The following is a 21,697-nucleotide window of genomic DNA, read 5'->3' on the forward strand; positions in this document are numbered from 1 at the left end:
GATTCGGGAATCGTTTTTACCTAGGTAACGTATTCCAACCTTTAACAATTCATTTGTGTAGCAAAGCTACACAAGGTGCGACTGCCCGTCGCACACGAAAAACCGTCTGTCAATACAGACGGTTTTTTTAAACGCTATTATACCTTCTGTTGCAATTCTTTTTCTCGCAAGGCAACTCTTCTAATTTTACCAGAAGCGGTTTTCGGAAGTTCTTCAATGAATTCGATTTTCCGCGGATATTTGTACGGTGCAGTTTGTTCTTTTACATGATTTTGCAGCATTTCAACAAGATCATCTTGTTCCTCATTTACTCCCTCTTTTAAGACGATATATGCCTTAACAATGCTGCCCCGTATCTCATCTGGACTAGCAATAACAGCACATTCCTTGACATATGGATGCTTGACAAGTGCATCTTCCACTTCAAAAGGACCGATTGTATAGCCTGAACTAATGATAATATCATCGCCGCGTCCTTCAAACCAAAAATAGCCTTCTTTATCTCGTTTTGCTTTATCGCCAGTAATATAGTATTGATTCCTAAACTGCATTGCTGTCCGTTCCGGATCTTTGTAATATGATTTGAATAGGGCAGGCGTCTCAATATGAACAGCAATATCACCTACTTCTCCAATTTTGCAAGCGTTTCCATATTCATCAATGATTTCTACCTTGTTTCCTGGTATTGGTTTTCCCATCGAACCTGGCTTCAAATCCATATCTTTTGTAATCCCAACAAGAAGTGTATTTTCTGTTTGGCCATACCCATCCCGAACTGCTATTTGAAAATATTTTTGAAAGGTATCGATCACCTCACGATTCAATGGTTCTCCTGCAGAAACTGCACTATGTAAAGCTGTTAATTCATATTGGTGAAGATTATCTACTTTCGCCATTAAGCGATATTCCGTCGGTGTACAGCAAAGGACATTAACCTGATGTTGTTCTAAAAGCCGTAAATAGATTGTCGGTTCAAATTTGCCGTCATAAACAAATCCCGTGGCACCAGATCCTAGTACAGATAAAAATGGACTCCAAATCCATTTTTGCCAACCAGGCCCTGCAGTTGCCCAGACAACGTCATTCTCTCTGATGGAGAGCCAGTTCGGTGCTGCTGCCCGTAAATGTGCATAGCCCCAGCCATGTGTATGGACAACGCCTTTTGGATTTCCTGTTGTGCCAGACGTATAGGATAAAAATGCCGTATCATCTTTAGATGTTTGACACATGGAGAATTGCGTTGATTGTTCGGACATGAGTGCGTCAAGATCATGCCAGCCTTTTCTCGCTTCGCCAAATACAAATTTTATTACATCTCCTGATACGGCTGCATGTTCAAATTGACTGAGATAAGGAGCATAGCAAACAACACATTTTACATCGCCGTGCGACATACGATACGTTAAATCATTAGCTCTTAGCAGCGGTGCACTCGGAATGACAACCATGCCTGCTTTTAAAGCAGCAATATATACTTGATACGCTTCTATCAAGCGCGGCATCATAATTAAAATCGTATCCCCTTTTTTCAATCCCATTTGCATAAGCACATTTGCGATCTGATTCGCATGGCGAATTAATTGCGCATAGGTGATTTCCTGCGTATCGCCTTTGTCATTTTCCCAAATTAAAGCTTTTTTCTGTGGATCATTTGCGTATTTTTCTATTTCCTCCATTATATTATATTGCTCTGGAGCCAATAAATCCTCTCGCTTCATAGTCCTTCCCCCTCTTTTTTCATTTGCCATATGATACTTCAGTATGACGTTGGAAGGTTTCACCTTCTAAGACAATCAATCATCATTATCTATTCTAATAGTAAGAATAATTTAATTGTTATGTCAAGATTATTTTTTCAGAAAACAATATCTGTTCCGTCTTAATAAGGAGTAGTGCGAGGGTTAATGCTATGATTCGTTCCATTAAATATTACCGCAGTAGGTCATCGGGGTGTTTTTTGATAAAGTGAAACTTCCATCAGTGGGGGTTTTCTCTTATCCCCCACTGATAAGAAGTAGAACAAAGGCTAAGGTCGCAACGTCCTGTTGCAACGCCTTTGTGACCGACATCCTCGAAAAAGAAGAGCACTTTTTCTTCGTGCGATGCTGATTCAAGAAACTTTCCTTATCCTGTCGGCCCGAACCAATCGGACATTTGACTTTCAGTTATCCCCCACCTAGCGCTTCTGATTCCTCTTACTCCCCGAGGTGGGGGGTATTACTGCCAGTTAGATGTGGGATAAAAAAGAAGCAGGTCAAAACCTGCTTCTTGTAGCCATATTTTATGATGTTGTAGAACTGGCACTTTATCGTTTTAATCCACTAAGCTGCTGCTGCGCTGTTTGGACGAGCCGTTTCGTCATTTCTCCACCAACTGAGCCATTTGCTCTAGAAGTTGTATCAGAGCCAAGCTGAACCCCAAACTCTTGGGCAATTTCATACTTTACTTGATCAAGGTATTGTTCCACACCAGGGACTACTAACTTATTTGAGCTTCTGTTAGGCATTTGTTTTCACCTCCCTGTAACAATTAGCGTGTGTGAAAACAAATGCCTTCATGCCACAAAAAATATGGCAGTAGTGCCGCTTTTATTAGTACTTGCAACAACAATGATTGCCCGAAATAATCCAGTCTCCCTTATAGTAAATCCGCGAACTCATCTATCGCGGTTTCATTTATATGAACCGTCATCGTTTGTGTTGATTGCAAAGCTTCTTCAAGCAATGCTTCAAAATCGATTGAACTTTCATATGCTTTAATTTTCTCTTTTTTTGGCTTCGTTTTAGGCGCAGGAGGGGTGAAAATCGTACAGCAATCTTCATAAGGAAGAATCGAAATGTCATACGTATTGATTTTTTGAGAAATAGCAATAATTTCATTTTTATCCATTGAAATAAGCGGACGTAAAATTGGCGTTGTCGTTACATCGTTTATCGCTTCAAGACTCTCCAATGTTTGGCTTGCTACTTGCCCTAAGTTCTCTCCCGTCGCAATTGCTAGTCCATGATGCTGGGCACGAATTCGATCTGCTAGGATCAGCATCATTCTTCTCGTTGATGTCATCGTATATCCGCTTGGAATCCGCTGATGAATGGTTTCTTGAATTTTTGTAAATGGAACAAGGTGAACAGTCATTTTTCCATTGTAGAAAGAAAGCTGACGTGCCAAATCAATTACTTTTTGCTTTGCACGTTCGCTCGTAAATGGCGGACTATGGAAATGAACAACTTCCAGTTCCACACCACGTTTCATTGTTAAATAACCAGCAACTGGACTATCAATGCCGCCTGATAGCATTAACATCGCTTTTCCAGATGAGCCAACAGGAAGCCCTCCCGCTCCTTGTATCGTTTCACAAGAAAGGAACACACCCTCATGGCGAATTTCCACTAATAGTTTAATGTCTGGTCGTTTTACATTAACGTGAATCGTGTCTATATGTTTCAAAATATAGCCGCCAACAGCATGGTTAACACCGTTCGTATCAAGTGAAAAGCTTTTATCAGAGCGTTTTGTAACCACTTTAAAAGATCCGCCAGCCTGATGAAATTGTTGAACCAATTGCAAGGAAGCTTTTTGGATTTCATCAATATCTTTGTCCACTTTTACTACTGGACTAATCGATTGAATACCAAATATATTTTTTAAGCACTCTACAATAGGAGCACTCTCTTCTCCGTGTAAATGGATAAACATGCGTTCACGATCTGCATGAATTTTAACGCTTGGAAATGCCTCTAAAGCGTCGCGGACATTTTTGGTTAATTTGCCAACAAATTTTTTTCGGTTTTTTCTTTTTAATGATAATTCTCCATAACGCACTAAAATTCTATCGTATTTCATTTTGATCGCCTCATTGTTTTTTCAAGTTCTGCTATTACTTCTCGCAAGGCTGCCACAAAGATTTCTGCTTCCTCCAATGTGTTTTCATAGGAAAGACTTACCCGAACAGCTCCAAGAACTTCATCATTTGGAAGCCCCATCGCCTTCAAAGTGCCACTCGCAATTTTTTGTTTCGAGGAGCAAGCACTCGTTGTAGAAATGAAAATGCCCTTTTCCTCCAAGGCATGAACAATCACTTCCCCACGAAAACCTGTCAATGAAAAGTTTATAATATGTGGGGCTGCATGGGAGAAAGGTGTATGCATTTGAAGAGTTGGGATCTCTTGAAGCGTATTCCATAAATAATTCCTAATCTCCATTATACTGCTCATCTTTGTTTGCCTTTTTTCCTCTATCATCCGCAATGCTTTTGCCATTGCCACAATTCCTGCTGTATTTTCAGTGCCGCTGCGCACATTTGACTCTTGGCTTCCGCCGGATAAAAGCGGTGCCAAACGCAGTCCTTCTCTTATATAAAGGATGCCATTTCCTTTCAAACCATGGAATTTATGGGCAGATATAGAACAAAGATCTATATGTGCTTCCTGAAAATGAAGAGGAACCTTTCCACAGCCTTGCACGTGATCGACATGAAAAAGGATTTTTGGATATTTCTGGAGCATTTGGCCAACTACTTTAATTGGTTGAATCGTTCCAATTTCGTTATTTACATGCATCATCGATACAAGGATTGTTTCCTCCGTGATTGCTGCCATCACATCATCAACGTTTATTTGCCCTTTCTGATTAACCGGTACATAGGTAATCTTAAAGCCATGCTCTTGCAGCTGCTTGCATGTTGCAATGACTGATGCGTGTTCAATACTCGTTGTAATGAGATGCTTCCCTCGCGACTGGTGATGGACCGCTGCCCCTTTTATTGCTAAGTTGTTGCTTTCTGTCCCACCAGAAGTAAAGTAAATTTCTTTCGCTTTCACGTTTAATAAGTCAGCAATTTGCTTCCTAGCTTGGGAGACAAGCTGTTCAACCTTGCCGCCAAAGCCATGCAGGGACGATGGATTTCCATAATAATGATCTGCAACTTGTACAAACGTCTGCAATACTTCCTTAAATGGCTTCGTAGTAGCACTGTTATCAAAATAAATCATATTAACACCTTCATTTCCACCTCGTCAATGTTAAATCTTATCACAAGTTGAATGATCTGCAACTAGCTTTTTTACAAGTTTCCAGTACGTTCTTCATCTTTATAAGAATTTTTTCTAACACTTATAAAAAAGTGCTATGAATTTTTCAAGTCTTAAGGTAGAATGGGAATGTTCTTAAATAACAATGCATTTATTTAAACATTCTTATTGCACCTGCCAGCAAAATGTTGTTAGACTTTTTTGATTATTTACACATCCAACATTTTTGCATCTTCCTATGGTACGATACCAATGTTTATATAAGCTTTGCAAGTAGAAAGGTGATTTTATGCTAAAAAAACAAAACGTTTCTGCAAAAGAAATATTTGTTATTGGTTTAATGCTCTTTGCCCTATTTTTTGGCGCAGGTAATTTAATATTCCCTCCGTTGCTTGGGCAGCAAGCTGGTACGAATGTTTGGATTGCTATCTTTGGTTTTCTTGTCACAGGGGTTGGCCTGCCGCTGCTCGCTGTGATTGCTGTCGCTAGAAGTGGAGGCGATTTGCAAACTTTAGCCAGCCGCGTTCATCCAGTATTTGGCCTTATCTTTTCGGTTACAATGTTTTTGGCGATTGGACCATTCTTTGGAATTCCGAGAACAGGAACTGTTGCTTACGAGATTGGCATCATCCCTTTTCTTTCTGAAAATATCCAAAATAACAGCTGGCCTCTTATTATTTATACTGTTATCTTTTTTTCCTTAACTGCTTTGCTAGCACTCAATCCTTCTAAACTTGTTGATCGTATTGGCAAGATCCTTACACCGATACTAATTATTGTTCTAGCTTTATTAGTATCGAAAAACTTTTTAACACCAATGGGAAGCTTACAGGAACCAACTAAAGCATATGTAGATTTCCCATTTTTCAAAGGATTTATCGACGGTTATTTAACAATGGATACGATTGCTGCATTAGTATTTGGAATTGTCATTATTTATTCAATCCGTGAAAAAGGCATTATCGATGTAAAACAACAAATAAAAACATGTGTCTATGCTGGACTCATTGCAGCAGCAGGTTTAGTCGCTGTTTATTTATCACTTGCATTTATTGGGGCAACAAGTACAGAAGCGATCGGTTTAAAAGAAAATGGCGGAGCTATTTTATCAGCGTCAGTCGCACATTTATATGGCTCACTTGGAGCAATCATTCTCGGCCTAACGATAACGTTTGCTTGTTTGACAACTTCTATTGGACTCGTTTCCGCCTGTGCAACTTATTTTTCGAAGCTTGTTAAACCGATATCTTATCGCGCCTTTGTTATTGTACTGTCTCTTTTTAGCATGATGATAGCAAATGTAGGGTTAACAGAACTAATCGCCATTTCATTGCCTGTTTTAATGATGATTTATCCACTAAGCATTGTGCTTATCCTGCTCTCTTTTCTTGATCCAATCTTTAAAGGGAAGCGTTCTGTTTACGCAGGGGCATTAATTCCAACAGGAATCATTAGTATTGTGGACGGGCTTAGCAAAACAAAAATAGATATCTCACTTGTAACGGATATTTTCTCCTTGCTTCCACTTTTTGATGAGAAAATTGGCTGGCTGCTTCCTGCGATAATCGGCGGAATAATCGGCTTGATCCTTGACTTTATTTTCAGAAAATAAAGTGAACCAGTTTAGAAAGCTCTCATTACATGACGCGACATCCTTGCTGCCGCTCTTTCTTAGTGCGATCAAACATTTTATAGGAAAAACAAAAAAGAGCCGAAGCACCACTTAAACTGTACCCTTTGTATAGGACATTTTAAAAAAGCTAGACAACTTGTTGAAGCTGCTGTCTGTACTTTGCAGGCGCCAGCTTTTTCAAATGCCATTGCCCTCGATAATGGTTGTAATACATCATATAACTCTTAATTTCTCGTTTGACTTCTTCTAACGTTTCACATTCCTCGATATTTGTTTCATCTTTAAAATGCCCAAAAAATGATTCTTGTGGCGCATTGTCCCAGCAGTTTCCTCGACGTGACATGGATTGTCTTAACCCCATTTTCTTCACAAGTTTTTGGAATTGTGGATTGGTATAATGAAATCCTTGATCCGAATGAATAAAAGCATCTTCTGTTAAATGGTGGTGTTTCTTCAATTGATGAAGCGTATTAAGGGCAATGTCGATACTTAACGAAGACGACACTTCATACGCTAAAATTTCATTCGTTTCGGCGTCCTTAATCGTTGATAAATAAGCGCGTTTACTGCCTCCATACGTTAAATAGGTGATATCCGACAATAACACTTTCCCGGCCACACCTTGTTTAAAATTGCGTTGTAATTCATTTGGACATGTACGATGTTCTTTTGTCGCTTTTGCCATACGTCGAGCTGGATTCGCTTTTCGAATCGGGCAGATAATCTGATATTTTTTCATTATGCAGCGAATACGTTTCAGATTGTACGTAATCCCGTATTGATTTTCTAACGTCATTTTAATTTAACGTGCTCCTTTTTTGCGCCCCCGAAAATGATACGCCTTTAAAATGATTTCCTTTACCCCTTCATCTGCTTGTTCTTGCGCCACACGTTTCTGTGCTGATTTTTCTAAAAAATAATTGTAATAGCCAGAACGAGATACACCCATCACATCACATAAATAGCTGACTAAACGCTTTAATTTATACTTTTCATCGTGTGATGGATGAGTTCAAACTTTAGTGCCGTAGCGATTTTTATTTCTTCTTCAACATCTGCCTTTCGAGTAGATCGAGCTTTTTTAACAGTTCATTCTCTGCTTCAAGTAATCGATTTTTCGCCTCTAATCGCTTCAATTTCTCTTCCAATGTCAATTCGCGTTCAGAAGGTCTACCTGAATTTGTTTTACGTGTATCTTGTAAACCTTCTACACCTGCTTTACGATAAGCAGCTCGCCAACGTTTTCCTGAAGATTCGATTCGTTTTATACCAATTAATTCAACATCTAAACCAGCAGTTTCAAAAATTTCTCTTGGTAATTTACCTTTTTCATTTTCCGCAATAAAATGACGCTTAAATTCGTCCGTATATGTGATTGCTTTCTCACTAACTGCTTGCACATTCGGATTACATTTGAGCTGTTTTTGTTCCTTTCTCGTAAAATATCTTTTGGTCATTTCACTCTACTCCAACATCTTTTTTCTCATTATAAACAAAAGTACCCTATAGGATAGACTTTTTTTAAAGTGTCTATCTTATAGGGTACAGTTTAACTTTTGCATTCGGTTCTTTTTTCCTTTATTTAACCTTTGTTCTGCTTCTTATTTAGGGAAGCATGAAAAACCCCTATAAATGAAATTTTATTTTATCTTCTCCATCTCTTCATTGACGATTGCTTCAATACGGCTTAGAGCACCAGGTTCAACTTCCTCAACCGCCGTCGCCGCCTGTTCTAATGCTAGGCGATAGTCATAGCTTCTGAACGACTGCTCTGCTGCATTTAACCTTTCTGCAACCGAATGATGGCTGCGCCGATATCGATTCCCATATTGAATCACTTTTTCTACCAACATGATATTTTCAATTAATTCTTCTGTTTTTACATATAAGTGTTCCGCCGAATCTTGTGCTTGCTGTAAATGTGTCTGTACCTGCTTTATATTCAACGGAACTTCCTCTAAGCTTTTTACCAAATCCTCAACATGATCTTCAGCTAGCTGGAACAGCGATTCATACTCATTTGGAAGACCAGGGACATGGCTTTTTTCTATCAAACGAGAAATTTCAATGAGCTGTCGATTTAATGATGCTGTTGCTTCCCGTGCTAAGATTTCATCCTTGCGCAAATTCTGTAGATGCTCAGAAAACTTAACTTGCTCTTCCTGCATTTTTATCAATGTTTCTTCAATCTCTTTTAATTCCCCGCCTAAATATGAGTATGCGGATTTGTCTTCTTTAATTTTAATCGCAACTACTTCAAATCGTTTTGATAATTGTGAAAGGGCTTTTTCAATATTAGGAGGAATCTCCATTTCCTTTGTAGATAAATGATAGCTTTTCTGTACAAAATGCGCTTCGGTTTGAATTTCTGCATTTGCAAGCTTGAGACCAGCTAATCTAGATTCAATGACTTCCTTATTTTTTGTAATATAATGTTTGGAATGGACTTCCTGTTCCAGCAAGTCATATAGTAAATCTATTTCCTCCTTAATCTCTTGAATTCCCTCTTCTACTTCTCCAATCTCTGCTTTTGCTAAAATTCCCATATAAGCATCAATTTTATTCCTTACTTGGGCTAGCTCCTTTTCAAGGCTTAAATGATCCAGTTGAAAACCAAGCTGCTCCATTTCTTTAGAGCCTTCTTCGATTTCAGTACATAGATGTGGTAAAATATGTTCGCATTCAGTGAGAAGCTCAGGGATTTTATCCAACTTTTCCTGAAGTATTTGTGCACTTTTATGTAATGACAACACTATTTCTCTTGCTTTTAAATAGTTGCCCTGAGATGTTAATTCGTCAAAATCATCAAAAAGAGCGAAAACTGTTTCCAGATCTTTTTCAAACTGTTCAGCCGCTGCACCATATTGATGGCGATAGGACAATAAATGTTTTTTTATTTCTTGAAATGTAGTCTTGAGTTCATCTATTTCGATTCTATTTTTCTCTTCACTGCCAATTAAATCATGTAATTCTTCCATGATTTCATCGATTTGTTTGCTAATTTCCTCTAAAACATTTGCAATGAGCAATTGTGTAGCCTTCGCTTTATTAAAACGATACTTAACCGTATATTCTTCTGCATCGAATAACAGTTCATCTACATTAGGCAGCTTCTCAACGATAATATCATCCCACGCCTTCCGCCAACCTTCAAACAGAACCTCTGTCTCTCCTGTCATATTAAGTTCCTTTACTTTCATCAACTCATCCAAAACGGGCCGATTCATCAGTTCTAATTTCATTGCTTCCAGCTTATCTATTTCTTTATAATGTTTTTTCCTCGTAAAAATACCAATAACTAATAAAATCATAATTAGTATTATTGCAGCGATGACATACTCCATCGTAAGCCCCCTGTTCCATCCTGCTTTCATTCAAACATGCACATATTCTATGTACTTTTATAAGAATTTTACCGATGTATTTATGATACCATGTAAATGACTTATTTTGACTAAAAAATTCACTTTTTTTGCTGTTTCTTAAATCATATTGTATTTTTGTGATAGGAAAAAATATGAAACCCAACTAATTCCCTATGTTTGATTGCTATTATGAAATGAATCTGCTTTTGTAAAGGATAAATGAATGCGCCTTTAAGAACCTTGAAATAGCGTACAATCGTTATACATTTCTGCGTTTATGCATATAGTAGATATCCATGCTGGACATATAAATGTCGCGTATCACTCAGGGCGCTTTTCAGCAACTTTAACAAATACCTGTTTTCAGATCATCATGTCAACATTTATTTACTAGCAGTAATTTTCATTTTTTCGTCACTTCATTTTGAATAAGAATTATTCGCCAACTTCACCTGTTTGCTATATCGTCGCTATAACAGTAGGTTTAAGCATTTTTTAATGAATCGGCTCGATCATCAATGTACATTCCACCCAGTTTTCTAACATTGTATAATATTTTTCCACAAAATAATGTTCTCTAGGAAATATGTTCCATATCTCACATAAATGTTGGCTATTTAAAAATGGCATTGTCAACATACTCTTTAATTGAATAATGACGTATGGAATTGGATAAGGTCGAAATTCGCCCATCTTTATGCCCGCTTCTATTACCTTTTTCAACAAGTAGCGTTCTTTTCGTAAATAAGAAGCGATGATCTCTCGTACAATCTGTGTATCCATTGATACTTCTCTCCAGACAACCCGTGAAAGATAATGATTTTCGCTCTGGTAACTTAACATTTTATTTAAGGACCTTAGTAGGCATTGCGAAGGGTTCTGTTCACCATCTATTGAGATTTCTTCCTCCAAACACTTTACATATCCTTCAAAAAATGTAATCAAACACGCTTCTAACAAACCATGTTTTCCGTTAAAATAGTATGAAATATTTGCTAAATTAATATTTGCTTTTTTGGCGATATCTCTAACTGATGTTCCATTATAGCCTTGCGTATGAAATAAGCGAATCGCAGTCTCCATTATTAACGCTTTCGTTGGTTTTTTACTAGTGATCATTATGTCCTCCCTATTTTTCTTAAATATCCGTTTTTGCAAGAAATGAAACGACATATCAAAACAAAAAAGCTCAATAAAGCGTACATGCAGAAAAATTTTTTATACTAAATACATTCTTGATAGTTTAAGCGATTCCTTTGTAAAACGATCGACATCTTTTATTGTTTTATTGCGAAAATTAGCATTTATTGGCGAATAATTAAAAGGAGGAGAAAAGAATTGTTTCAATCTCAAGCTTATACAGGTACGAAAAAAGAAAATTATCAGCTTGTTGCAAAGCAATTGTCCGCTTTAATTGAAGGCGAAAAGAATATGATTGCGAATCTAAGCAATGCGGCAGCCTTATTGTCCTATTTTTTAGATCAAGTGAATTGGGTTGGCTTCTATTTAGTAGATGGCGATGAACTTATTCTTGGTCCTTTTCAAGGTCTTCCTGCATGTGTTCGCATCCCAATAGGAAAAGGTGTGTGTGGGACAGCTGCCCTAAGAAGAACAACGATTAATGTAGCAGATGTTCACCAATTTCCTGGCCATATTGCGTGTGATGCAGCTTCACAATCGGAAATCGTGATCCCATTGGTGAAAGAGGACAAAATAATCGGGGTTTTAGATATTGACAGTCCTATCAAAAATCGATTTGATGATACAGATGCACAAATGCTGGAAGTGTTCGTCAAAGTGTTAATGAATGGACTAGAAGAAGATTGTTAAAGGACGATAGAATCTTAAACATTGACATTTACACGCTGGCATCTTATAATGATCGTTGTGTAAAATAATGCAGCCTTTGTGTACATCTGTATGAACGTATATTGTTCCCGTTTTGCAGGAGTAGTGATTGTATCCATACATTCACCTCCAATTGCTGATACGTGGTGCATCGTGTAACCCGCTGCTGCTAGGGCGAAGGTGCATGAAAACAACATACACATATTGCTTGTCGCACACCTGTTTTTATTTTACAAAATAAAAACATTTAAGGAGGAGTCAATCATGGCTCGTTATACTGGTCCAAGCTGGAAACTTTCCCGTCGACTCGGGATTTCTCTTAGCGGTACAGGAAAAGAATTAGAAAGACGCCCATATGCGCCTGGACAACATGGTCCAAACCAAAGAAAAAAACTTTCTGAATATGGTCTGCAATTGCAAGAAAAACAAAAGCTTCGCCATATGTACGGTTTAAACGAACGTCAATTTAAAAACACGTACTTAAAAGCTGGTAAAATGCAAGGTATACATGGTGAAAACTTCATGATTCTTCTTGAATCCCGCCTAGATAACATCGTGTATCGTCTAGGTTTGGCACGTACTCGCCGTCAAGCTCGCCAATTGGTAAACCATGGTCATATTCTTGTTGATGGAAAACGTGTAGACATTCCATCTTATCGACTACGACCTGGCCAAACAATTAGCGTCCGTGAAAAATCACGTAATTTTGCTATTATCAAAGAAGCGGTTGAAGCAACAAACTTCATCCCTGAATATATCACATTTGATGCTGAAAAATTAGAAGGTACTTTTGTACGCATGCCAGAACGCTCAGAACTACCTGCAGAAATTAATGAAGCGTTTATCGTTGAGTTCTACTCACGTTAATCCATTCGAGCAATTAATTACTTTATTCAAACCCCTAAAGGTTGATACAAATCAACTTTTAGGGGTTTTTTTGAATCTAGCGATAATTTCAGCATATAAATACTAAAAAGTAATAATGAATCCGCCACTTCTATAGCGTGTTCCAAAGTTTTTTTCGTCTCATTTTTTCTTTGAGTTAAAAATATAGCAATACCAAATTTTTAGGGAAATATGAGTTTCCAATACTTGATCTGCTTTATCTAAATCGATATGCAATAACTCCATTATTTTGTTTATTCGATACTTAACTGTTTTTGAGTGTAAATATAAATGTTTGGCAGTTATTGAATAGTTTTGTTTATGATCTAAAAATACGAGCAGAGTTCGTAAAAGATCTTCCATATTTTTATGCTGGATGAGCTCTTTGACTTTACTTGATAATAATTGTTCGATATCCATGTTTTCATTGATTTTTAAAAAAAGTCGATATATGCCTAAATCTTCATAAGAAATGAGTTCCGTTTGCTCCATCATTGCAGAGAGTTCTAAAACCTTGTTTGCTTCTTTATGGGCAAGTTGGATCTCGTTTATATTCACAAAAATACTGGAAAGATGTATTTTTACATTTGATTGAAATATTCGTTGAAAATTCGTCAGTACATAGCGGAGCTTATTTTTCACCTCATCGGAAGTAGCTTTTTTCTTAATAAAGCAAATACAAACGATGCTGTCTGTGTAGTTTCTAAGGATTGTTTTTGAAAAAATTGATCCTAAAAGATACTCCAGTGTGTTTAATTGTGAAGCTGTAAAAGTACTTGCTTTTTCTCTAGTAAGAATAAAAACACTGAATGGAAGATCAATAGGAAAATGAAGGGCATTTGCTATCAACTGAATTTCCTCTTGATTTTTTTGGCGAAAAAATAGTTCATCGATTAATTCATTTTGTTTTTTCTGCTCCGCCTTCATAATCGCTTGCTGTTTCATATAATCCAATTTAATAAAGGCTATTGCACTTTTGATAGCAATTTTATCAATTTCATTGATCTTTCTAGTTTTTTCAATGATAAACATATTTAACGTCTGCTTATCAAATAATTCAATGACGATTTTTAAAATCGGAGCTTCTTGGGCAACATCTCGAAAAGCGAGAATATCCTCATCAATATAAACCAATTCAGTGAAATGGCAATGTTTAAATGAGAAATCTTTTGGTATTGAGAACGAGTGTATCATATGCAGTTGTTGATCAGTAATTAGTATTGGATTAGACAGGAATTCAGATAAAGATTGAATAATGTTTTTCATCTGATTTTTAGTAAGGGTAATATTCATAAAGGATTCATAAAAATTTTTATAGTAATGTAAAATATACGCCTCATGTTCAAATAAAAGCTTCATGATTGGATAAGTTATTTCATTATAAGTGACATCATTTGGAATGATAATAAGTGGAATATGATAAGTAGAACACCCTGTCCTAATAGTTTCAGGGATCTCTTCTATCGAAAGCTTAACTAATAAACAGCTTACTTGCTTGCAATGTGCTTGCTGAATAAATTGTTTTTGTGCTTCACTAGAATAGTCTTTAATCGGCAACAAATTTGTCATGATTGCACATTGCGGTTCTATCCAGTCCTGAATATTCGGATTCTCCATGATTGAAATATTTTTGATAAGATTCGATACTCCAATTTCTCCGGAAAGCAACTGACTATTTCTCATGAAATTTGTGTCTAAAAGATCTTTAACCGTTAACTCCACGATCGTATAACCTCCATGTATCTTTATTACCTTTAAGTGTTCGCTAACTAGTTGTGCATCGTCCTTGTAACTCCCCCCCTATTAGATTAGATAAATTTGAATATCTATTCATACGTCAAACGTTTTATTTTTAAAATGAAAAAATATCCAAAAACTCCTAGTTCAGTTTCACAAATTTTCGCGCCTATGATTGTGAATTTTATCACATATTAGTCGTTTGTCGGATAAAAAAATAGGTAAATCTTTATCCGATGCAGCTAAAGAAATCGTTTACAGCTGGGATTATAATGAAGTTACTTAATCAAAATACACTTAAATAACATTTGATTAACGTGAATAAATAATAAAAGGAGTTGAATAAAAATGTCAGATGCTTCTCTTAAAAGCTTTACAAAAAATCAAAAAATTGTTCTTGGTTCCACGATGTCAGGATTAGGTGCACAAGGCATGAATATTATGCTGCTTTCGTTTGCATTGAGTAGTATAATCGTCGATCTTAATATTAATTCCACTCAAGCAGGTTTGATCTCAACGATAACAAATTTTGGAATGTTGTTCGGTGGAATATTATTTGGAGTTGTAGCTGATAAATATAGCAAAGTTAAAATGTTTGTCTTTACAGTGTTATTGTTCTCAATATCTACATTTTTAATAGCATTTTCAACAAATGTCTATATGTTATTTTTATTGAGGTTTTTGGCAGGAATGGGAGCTGGCGGAGAATATGGTGTTGGAATGGCACTGCTTGCAGATGCATTTACAAAGAAAACAAGAGGGCGAGTCACATCGTACGTTACGATTGGCGGTCAAATGGGCAGCATCGTAGCGGCTATTGGAGCAGCAATCATCTTACCTCAATTCGGATGGCGAGGGCTTTTTGTTATTGGCATTCTTCCAATCTTTTTAGCACTTTACGCCTGGAAAAATTTAAAAGAGACAAAGCAAGAAGAAAACATGGTGAAAGAAGAAAAAGTTAAAATTCCAATTAGTGAATTATTTAGTTCTAAACAACGAGCGATTACAACGATTACCTTGACGATTATGGCTACAGTGCAGGTAGCTGGATACTTTGGATTAATGAACTGGCTTCCATCTATACTACAAAAAAGATTAGGGCTTTCTGTCTCAGGATCATCACTTTGGATGATTAGCACTATTATTGGCATGTGTCTTGGAATGCTTTTATTCGGACAAATTATGGACAGAATTGGACCTAAATTTGCGTATTCTTTATTCTTGCTGGCATCAGCTGGAGCAGTCTTCATTTATGTTTACGCTTCAAGTGCGATTGCTATTTTAATTGGCGGCTCCATTGTCGGTTTCTTTGCGAATGGTATGAATGCTGGATATGGCGCCATTATCGGAAACTTATATCCTAGCCACATTCGCAGTACAGCAAACAATTTGATTTTTAATCTTGGACGGGCTATTGGAGGTTTCTCTTCCGTAGTGATTGGATTTATGCTTGATCATTATAGTTTAACGGCAGCAATGATCTTCTTATCCACTCTCTACGTCATTTCGTTTGTTTGTGTTCAAACACTAAACAATGATGTATTGAAAAAAGGTGTGACTGAATAGGAGTTGAACAAATTGGAGAATATTCATTTAAAGACAGTAAATGAAGCCGATCTAGGGGAAGTTACTTTATTAGTAGGGGATCAAGGAAGAATTCCTTTGATAACGGCCATGTGGGATCATGTAAGACTTATTACTGAAAACAGAGAACTATTATTATATTCCGGAACATACAAAGGGAAGACTGTTTCAATTTGTTCGACTGGAATGGGTGTTGGCTCAACTGAAATAGCTGTCGTTGAGCTTATTCAAAGTGGAGCAAAAGCTTTAGTGAGACTCGGTGGATGTGGGGCATGGGATGAAACCTTGCAGCCAGGTGATATCATGGTGAACTATGGGATGGCTCGTGATCCAGGAATGTTAAATGCTTATGTAAAAGACTCTTATCCAGCTGTCGCTGATCCTATTCTTGTAAATAAAATAACGAAGCAAGCGAAAAATGAAGGATTTGGTGTTCACACCGGCATTGGTTTAACAACTCAAAGCTATTATCTTGGCCAAAGTCGTGAAGTAGCAATGTCAGGCTTGCAAGCAACAAACGAAATCATGGATTATTGGCAGAAACGAAATATTGTAAATGCCGAAATGGAAACTGCCATTATTTATTTACTTGCTTCCATTTACAACATTCCAGCTGCCAATTGTCTAGTCGTTCATGTAAGCAGAAGTAGTGAAAAATGGGTGTCTGATGAAGAATACAAAAAAATTCATCAAGCAGCTTCTTGTATGGTTTTGAATGCCTGTTTGTCCTCATAATGTTTTTCTCGGCTTATAACAGCGGTTACTTCTAAGTTTGTTTCTGCGAAACATTGGGCTAGACTCTGTTAGTAGACAGATTCGTATATGAAACATAAAAAGGTGGAACTTATATTCAGGAAAGGGGATGTGAAAATCCACTTTCCTGAGGAAAACTTTTCTCACTATTCTCGTGCTAATAAATACTTTTGTTTTGTTTACAAAAAATAGATGCCTTTTTCAATGATGTCCCGTTAAGTAAAGATGAATATTCGATGAGAAAAAAAATTCATGTCATCTACAAACTGTCTACATAAAAAGGAGGTTCCATAAAATGACTACTCTTGATCCAAAAAACGATTACAATTATAAAAAAAGAGTATTAGGCTCTTCCATGTTAGGGCTTGGTCTTGAAGGCATGGATATTATGTTCTTATCCTTTGCATTAAGCTCGATCATTGCTGAATTTGGCATTAGTTCAGCAGCTGGCGGCTCTATATCATCCATTACGAATATCGGAATGTTATTAGGTGGAGTAATCTTTGGAATCATGGCAGATAAACATGGGAGAATTAAAGTGTTCTCCTATACCATTTTCATTTTTGCCTTTGCGACAGCTGCTTTGGCATTTGCACAAGATATCACCACTGTTTATATTCTCAGATTTATTGCAGGTATTGGCGCTGGTGGGGAATATGGAATTGGCATGGCTCTTATTGCAGAAGCCTTTCCTAAAGAGAAGCGTGCGAGAATGTCTTCATGGGTAACAATTGGCGGACAACTAGGAACAGTTGCAGCAGCAGTTTTAGCAGCTGTATTTTTGCCCACATTAGGATGGAGATCATTATTTTTATTTGGCCTTATCCCTGTTTTTTTAGCTTTTTATGTAAGACGCAAGCTTCCTGAAACGAACGAATGGAAAAAAATGAAAAAAGAAAACGAAAATAAAACATCGATTAAGGTGCTTTTTTCCTCACCAGCGACTACGTACACAACCATTGCATTGACTTTAATGGCAACCGTACAAGTAGCTGGATATTATGGTTTAATGAACTGGCTTCCTTCGATTTTTCAACAGCAATTAGGACTGTCTGTTAGTGGTTCATCTTTATGGATGATTAGTACAATAATCGGAATGTGCCTAGGAATGCTCCTATTTGGACAAATTATGGACCGTCTTGGTGCAAAAATATCCTATGCAATATTTTTAATCGCATCCGCTTTATCTGTACTGCTATATATCGTTGCTACGAATGAACTAGCCCTTTTGCTTGGCGGGGCTGTTGTTGGATTCTTTGCAAATGGAATGAATGCCGGATATGGTGCATTAATCAGCAGCTTTTATCCGACAGAGGTACGTAGTACAGCAAACAATACGATCTTCAATACTGGCCGTGCCATCGGTGGTTTATCTCCGATCGTAATTGGTTTCTTACTGGATAAATATAGTATAGCAAGTGCGATGATTTTCTTATCATGCCTATATTTATTCTCTATGATTATCATCACTACGATGAAAAACGTTCCATTAAAAGGAACAAAAGCAAGGTCATAAAAAAAATAACCTTCAACAGCTTCTTCTTTGAAAGAAATTGTTGGAGGTTTTTTACGTATCTTGCTTGCGCTTAGTACGACAATGCTAAATTTTCTTTAAGAATCAAATTAAAAAATATTTTTCTTTCCTTATCCTGTCCGAACCAATCGGACATTCCATATGTACGGTTTAAACGAACGCCACTTTAAAAACACGTACTTAAAAGCTGGTAAATTGCAAGGTATACATGGTGAAAACTTCATGATTCTCCTTGAATCTCGCCTAGATAACATCGTGTATCGACTTGGTTTGGCACGTACTCGCCGTCAAGCTCGCCAATTGGTAAACCATGGTCATATTCTTGTTAATGGCAAACGTGTAGACTCCATCATATCGACTGCGACCTGGACAAACAATTAGGTTTTCGTGAAAAATTACGTAATCTTTCTATTATCAAAGAAGCGGTTGAAGCTACAAACTTTATCCCTGAATATATCCCTTTGATGCTGAGAAATTAGAAGGTACTTTTGTACGCATGCCAGAGCGTTCTGAACTACTGCAGAGATTAATGAAGCGTTTATCGTAGAGTTCTATTCACGTTAATAAAACTGCATTGTATAATCCAGTATTTAAAAACCCTGAAACCCTTGATATAAAAGGATTTTCAGGGTTTTTTGTTATTCCTTAGATGTGTAGAATAATCATGTAACTGCTACATTTACTGCATGGGGTTCGGGCAGTATTGGACTTTATCTTGAACGGCAGACTCATCCGCCCCAATTCAGTCTTATATGTAGTTTCTGTTCGTCAGTTCTAGAATTTGCGTCCAGCTTCCTTCAGATTCCGCGTCACCACCGACACCCTTGCCATTCGCTAACAGTTCCTACTGCCAAACCTGTAGTGGAACTTTCACCACCAAGTTATCACCCATGCCGGCCTCACAAAAACCTTATTCGATGTCGAATAAGGTTAAGGGGTTGACCTTACTTTTTTTCTTTAAACCATTTGGGACAGTGAATCTGTTCTCCGGACCACCTAAGAAAAAGTCTAGTAGATTAGAAGAATGCTTTAATACTTGATAGAACTACTAGTATGCCTACAATAATGACAAATGCGTTGCTAATATAACTTTTTCTGTATTTAGCTAGTGCAGGCACTTTATAAATTGCATACATTGGTAATAAGAATAAAATTAGCGCAATTAGTGGTGCATTAATCATATCGATGAGATCAAGAATACTTGGGTTTGCATAAGCAACTAGCCAGCATGTCACGATCATAAATCCAATGATGATGTTCTTCACTGTTTTACTATTTAAATTTTTTCCGCGAGATTTAGCGGCCTGCACAATAATGTCTTCTAATCCTTCATATGCACCTACATAATGGCCAAGGAAAGATTTTGTAATGGCAATGAAAGCAATGATAGGAGCTGCATATGCGAATAATGGCATACTATATTTATTAGCAAGATAAGAAAGAATTGGCAAGTTTTGTTCTTTGGCAAGTGCAAGGTCACCAGAAGTCACACTTAAGACAGTACTGAATACAAAGAACAATACAACAGAAATCGTCATGATATAACATAGCTTTTGAATTTGGGCACATTTGCGGTCTACATTTTCTATTCCATAGGTTTCCCGTTGTTTAATAACAAAAGTAGATATCATAGGAGAATGGTTAAACGAAAATACGATGATTGGTAGGATAAACCAAGCCATTCCTAAAATATCTGTAAAACCTACTCCTCCATCTGCAGATGCAAAATTACCAGCTAAACTTAAATTTGATAAATCCCATTGTGGAATCAAATATAAAGATAGTAACACTAGAGCTGCTATAAATGGATATACAATCCAGCTCATTACTTTTACAGTAACATCATGACCAAAATTCACGATAAATATAAGACCGAGAACCAAAATAATGGATAGTATAATTCTAGGTGGCGCTTGCATGTTCAATTGATTCTCCATGAAACTACCTGCAGTATTGGTTAATGAAACTGCATACATAAGTAATATTGCATAAATCGAAAAGAAATAGATGATATTAAAAACTACACTTGCCTTTTCTCCGAAATACTCCCTTACTGTAGCTGTAATTCCCTCACCAGCAGATTTGGAAGAGTAGATCATTTTAGCCATCGCCCTATGTGAAAAGTACATGACAGGGAATGCAAGTACCGTAATTAAAAGTAAAGATAATATACCCCCTGCCCCAGCATTAATTGGTAAAAAGAGTACACCTGCCCCAATTGCTGTTCCAAAAAGACTCATTGCCCAAGTGGTATCTTGCATATGCCATTTATTAGGGTCTTTATATTGTTTAACATCTTCTGTAGTTTTTTCAACTTCATATACTTTAGCTGCATTTTGACTCATTTTAATTCCCTCCTTGTGATGTATAGATTCTAATTATTTGTTCACAATTTCACATATGTTAGAAAAAATATATTTTATTCCCATATGGTTAAAATCTTATTGTTCTTCTCCGAGAATTTTATTTCTAATAGCAATTCCTGTCGGTGTGTCTGCAACCCCACCTAAGCCAGTTTCCCTTAATTCCCGAGGCATCCGTCTACCTACTCTATACATCGCTTCAACTACTTCATCAGCATTTATCAGGTTGTTTACACCAGCTAATGCAAGATCTGCTGCCACTAATGCATTAGCCGTTCCAACGGCATTTCTTTTTACACAAGGAATCTCTACCAAACCTGCGACTGGATCACAAACTAAACCGAGTAAATTTTGTAGTGCGGTTGAGAATGCATGGGCTGATTGCTCTGGTGCTCCTCCTGCAGCTTCTACTGCCGCTGCAGCCGCCATTGCGGAGGCACTACCTACTTCAGCTTGACATCCTCCTAAAGCTCCTGCAATACACGCATTATTCGCTACAATCATTCCAAATAATGCTGAAGTAAACAGAAAATGAACCTGTTCCTCACGACTTAACTGTAACGTTTCTTTAATGGTAAAAAGTACACCCGGTATTGTTCCACTTGCTCCAGCTGTTGGCGTGGCACAAATAACTCCCATAGCCGCATTCACTTCATTTGTACCTATTGCACTCTGGACACCTCTCATCATCACATCGCCAGAAAGTGTTTTTCCATTTTCACGATATTTTTTAATTTTAACCGCATCTCCTCCAGTTAACCCAGTCGGTGAAAATACGCCATCGCCCTCAACGCTTCTCTTTACAGCATTTTCCATCGCTTCTAAGTTTTTTTCCATTTTACGCCAAACTTCATCAAAAGTAGATTTCGTTACTTCCATTTCCTGTTCTATTGCTAATTTATAAATGGGTACTTGTCTTTCATTTGCTGCATCTACTATTTCTTTAATGGACATATACATACCTT

The 21,697-nt window shown here is 37.1% G+C and carries 16 protein-coding genes and 2 pseudogenes; 7 read left to right on the forward strand and 11 right to left on the reverse strand.

The window, feature by feature from the left end; genetic code table 11:
- Nucleotides 1-137 precede the first annotated feature (137 nt).
- From mbcS to J2S08_RS13335, 4 genes are all read right to left on the reverse strand, one after another.
- Nucleotides 138-1,718 carry an acyl-CoA synthetase MbcS gene (gene mbcS, locus J2S08_RS13320; RefSeq protein ID WP_307230288.1) on the reverse strand — a complete coding sequence of 527 codons (1,581 nt, stop codon included), beginning with the start codon at nucleotides 1,716-1,718 and terminating at the stop codon, nucleotides 138-140.
- Nucleotides 1,719-2,305: 587 nt separating this feature from the next.
- Nucleotides 2,306-2,506, reverse strand: a complete 201-nt coding sequence (locus J2S08_RS13325) for an alpha/beta-type small acid-soluble spore protein (protein WP_307230290.1) — start codon at nucleotides 2,504-2,506, stop codon at nucleotides 2,306-2,308.
- A gap of 131 nt (nucleotides 2,507-2,637) precedes the next feature.
- The gene (gene thiI, locus J2S08_RS13330) at nucleotides 2,638-3,843 is read right to left on the reverse strand and encodes a tRNA uracil 4-sulfurtransferase ThiI (protein WP_307230292.1); all 1,206 of its coding nucleotides are present in this window, start codon (nucleotides 3,841-3,843) and stop codon (nucleotides 2,638-2,640) included.
- Nucleotides 3,840-4,991, reverse strand: coding sequence for a cysteine desulfurase family protein (locus tag J2S08_RS13335; RefSeq protein ID WP_307230294.1), 1,152 nt, complete (start codon nucleotides 4,989-4,991; stop codon nucleotides 3,840-3,842). The genes thiI and J2S08_RS13335 overlap by 4 nt, the downstream gene beginning before the upstream one ends.
- A gap of 328 nt (nucleotides 4,992-5,319) precedes the next feature.
- Between J2S08_RS13335 and brnQ the strand changes: the two genes are divergently transcribed.
- Nucleotides 5,320-6,642: a branched-chain amino acid transport system II carrier protein gene (brnQ, locus tag J2S08_RS13340; RefSeq protein ID WP_307230296.1), complete on the forward strand. Its 1,323-nt coding sequence runs from the start codon at nucleotides 5,320-5,322 to the stop codon at nucleotides 6,640-6,642.
- A gap of 148 nt (nucleotides 6,643-6,790) precedes the next feature.
- Here brnQ and J2S08_RS13345 read toward each other — a convergent pair.
- From J2S08_RS13345 to refZ, 3 genes and pseudogenes are all read right to left on the reverse strand, one after another.
- Nucleotides 6,791-8,120 (reverse strand): annotated as a pseudogene (locus J2S08_RS13345) (IS3 family transposase).
- A 183-nt stretch (nucleotides 8,121-8,303) separates the two neighbouring features.
- Complete coding sequence (ezrA, locus tag J2S08_RS13350; protein ID WP_307230298.1) at nucleotides 8,304-10,007, reverse strand: septation ring formation regulator EzrA; 1,704 nt, start codon at nucleotides 10,005-10,007, stop codon at nucleotides 8,304-8,306.
- A gap of 516 nt (nucleotides 10,008-10,523) precedes the next feature.
- A complete protein-coding gene (gene refZ / locus J2S08_RS13355) occupies nucleotides 10,524-11,147 on the reverse strand; it encodes a forespore capture DNA-binding protein RefZ (RefSeq protein ID WP_307230301.1) in 624 nt (207 codons plus the stop codon).
- A 219-nt stretch (nucleotides 11,148-11,366) separates the two neighbouring features.
- Here refZ and J2S08_RS13360 point away from each other — a divergent pair, with 219 nt between their 5' ends.
- Complete coding sequence (locus J2S08_RS13360; RefSeq protein ID WP_307230303.1) at nucleotides 11,367-11,858, forward strand: GAF domain-containing protein; 492 nt, start codon at nucleotides 11,367-11,369, stop codon at nucleotides 11,856-11,858.
- Nucleotides 11,859-11,872: 14 nt separating this feature from the next.
- Here the strand turns inward: J2S08_RS13360 and J2S08_RS13365 are convergent, their stop codons facing one another.
- A complete protein-coding gene (locus tag J2S08_RS13365) occupies nucleotides 11,873-11,995 on the reverse strand; it encodes a hypothetical protein (RefSeq protein ID WP_307230305.1) in 123 nt (40 codons plus the stop codon).
- A gap of 145 nt (nucleotides 11,996-12,140) precedes the next feature.
- Here J2S08_RS13365 and rpsD (J2S08_RS13370) point away from each other — a divergent pair, with 145 nt between their 5' ends.
- Entirely contained in the window at nucleotides 12,141-12,743 is a 603-nt protein-coding gene (gene rpsD / locus J2S08_RS13370; RefSeq protein ID WP_307230307.1) for a 30S ribosomal protein S4, read from the forward strand.
- A gap of 159 nt (nucleotides 12,744-12,902) precedes the next feature.
- On the opposite strand, the gene J2S08_RS13375 is transcribed toward rpsD (J2S08_RS13370), so the two are convergent.
- A complete protein-coding gene (locus tag J2S08_RS13375; protein WP_307230309.1) occupies nucleotides 12,903-14,483 on the reverse strand; it encodes a PucR family transcriptional regulator in 1,581 nt (526 codons plus the stop codon).
- Between the two features lie 363 nt (nucleotides 14,484-14,846).
- On the opposite strand from J2S08_RS13375, the gene J2S08_RS13380 reads away from it, so the two are divergent.
- The 4 genes and pseudogenes from J2S08_RS13380 to rpsD (J2S08_RS13395) all read left to right on the forward strand — a co-directional run.
- On the forward strand, nucleotides 14,847-16,064 hold the full coding sequence (locus tag J2S08_RS13380) for an MFS transporter (protein ID WP_307230311.1): 1,218 nt from the start codon (nucleotides 14,847-14,849) through the stop codon (nucleotides 16,062-16,064).
- A gap of 12 nt (nucleotides 16,065-16,076) precedes the next feature.
- On the forward strand, nucleotides 16,077-16,817 hold the full coding sequence (locus J2S08_RS13385; protein WP_307230313.1) for a nucleoside phosphorylase: 741 nt from the start codon (nucleotides 16,077-16,079) through the stop codon (nucleotides 16,815-16,817).
- A 313-nt stretch (nucleotides 16,818-17,130) separates the two neighbouring features.
- Entirely contained in the window at nucleotides 17,131-18,351 is a 1,221-nt protein-coding gene (locus tag J2S08_RS13390; RefSeq protein ID WP_307230315.1) for an MFS transporter, read from the forward strand.
- A gap of 156 nt (nucleotides 18,352-18,507) precedes the next feature.
- Nucleotides 18,508-18,933 (forward strand): annotated as a pseudogene (gene rpsD, locus J2S08_RS13395) (30S ribosomal protein S4); the annotation flags it as partial.
- A gap of 452 nt (nucleotides 18,934-19,385) precedes the next feature.
- On the opposite strand, the gene J2S08_RS13400 reads toward rpsD (J2S08_RS13395), so the two are convergent.
- Both J2S08_RS13400 and sdaAA read right to left on the reverse strand, forming a co-directional pair.
- Complete coding sequence (locus J2S08_RS13400; protein ID WP_307230316.1) at nucleotides 19,386-20,714, reverse strand: aromatic amino acid transport family protein; 1,329 nt, start codon at nucleotides 20,712-20,714, stop codon at nucleotides 19,386-19,388.
- 96 nt (nucleotides 20,715-20,810) lie between these two features.
- A complete protein-coding gene (sdaAA, locus tag J2S08_RS13405) occupies nucleotides 20,811-21,692 on the reverse strand; it encodes an L-serine ammonia-lyase, iron-sulfur-dependent, subunit alpha (protein WP_307230318.1) in 882 nt (293 codons plus the stop codon).
- Between the last annotated feature and the right edge of the window lie 5 nt (nucleotides 21,693-21,697).

Source organism: Bacillus chungangensis, assembly GCF_030812995.1.
In the GTDB taxonomy this organism is placed as follows: Bacteria; Bacillota; Bacilli; order Bacillales; family Bacillaceae_C; genus Bacillus_CF; species Bacillus_CF chungangensis.

Bases quoted from the DNA above. Each gene is read 5' to 3' on its own strand.
- mbcS (WP_307230288.1), bottom strand. From the start codon at position 1,718: ATGAAGCGAGAGGATTTATTGGCTCCAGAGCAATATAATATAATGGAG.
- J2S08_RS13325 (WP_307230290.1), bottom strand. From the start codon at position 2,506: ATGCCTAACAGAAGCTCAAATAAGTTAGTAGTCCCTGGTGTGGAACAA.
- thiI (WP_307230292.1), bottom strand. From the start codon at position 3,843: ATGAAATACGATAGAATTTTAGTGCGTTATGGAGAATTATCATTAAAA.
- J2S08_RS13335 (WP_307230294.1), bottom strand. From the start codon at position 4,991: ATGATTTATTTTGATAACAGTGCTACTACGAAGCCATTTAAGGAAGTA.
- brnQ (WP_307230296.1), top strand. From the start codon at position 5,320: ATGCTAAAAAAACAAAACGTTTCTGCAAAAGAAATATTTGTTATTGGT.
- ezrA (WP_307230298.1), bottom strand. From the start codon at position 10,007: ATGGAGTATGTCATCGCTGCAATAATACTAATTATGATTTTATTAGTT.
- refZ (WP_307230301.1), bottom strand. From the start codon at position 11,147: ATGATCACTAGTAAAAAACCAACGAAAGCGTTAATAATGGAGACTGCG.
- J2S08_RS13365 (WP_307230305.1), bottom strand. From the start codon at position 11,995: ATGGATACAATCACTACTCCTGCAAAACGGGAACAATATACGTTCATA.
- rpsD (WP_307230307.1), top strand. From the start codon at position 12,141: ATGGCTCGTTATACTGGTCCAAGCTGGAAACTTTCCCGTCGACTCGGG.
- J2S08_RS13380 (WP_307230311.1), top strand. From the start codon at position 14,847: ATGTCAGATGCTTCTCTTAAAAGCTTTACAAAAAATCAAAAAATTGTT.
- J2S08_RS13390 (WP_307230315.1), top strand. From the start codon at position 17,131: ATGACTACTCTTGATCCAAAAAACGATTACAATTATAAAAAAAGAGTA.
- J2S08_RS13400 (WP_307230316.1), bottom strand. From the start codon at position 20,714: ATGAGTCAAAATGCAGCTAAAGTATATGAAGTTGAAAAAACTACAGAA.
- sdaAA (WP_307230318.1), bottom strand. From the start codon at position 21,692: ATGTATATGTCCATTAAAGAAATAGTAGATGCAGCAAATGAAAGACAA.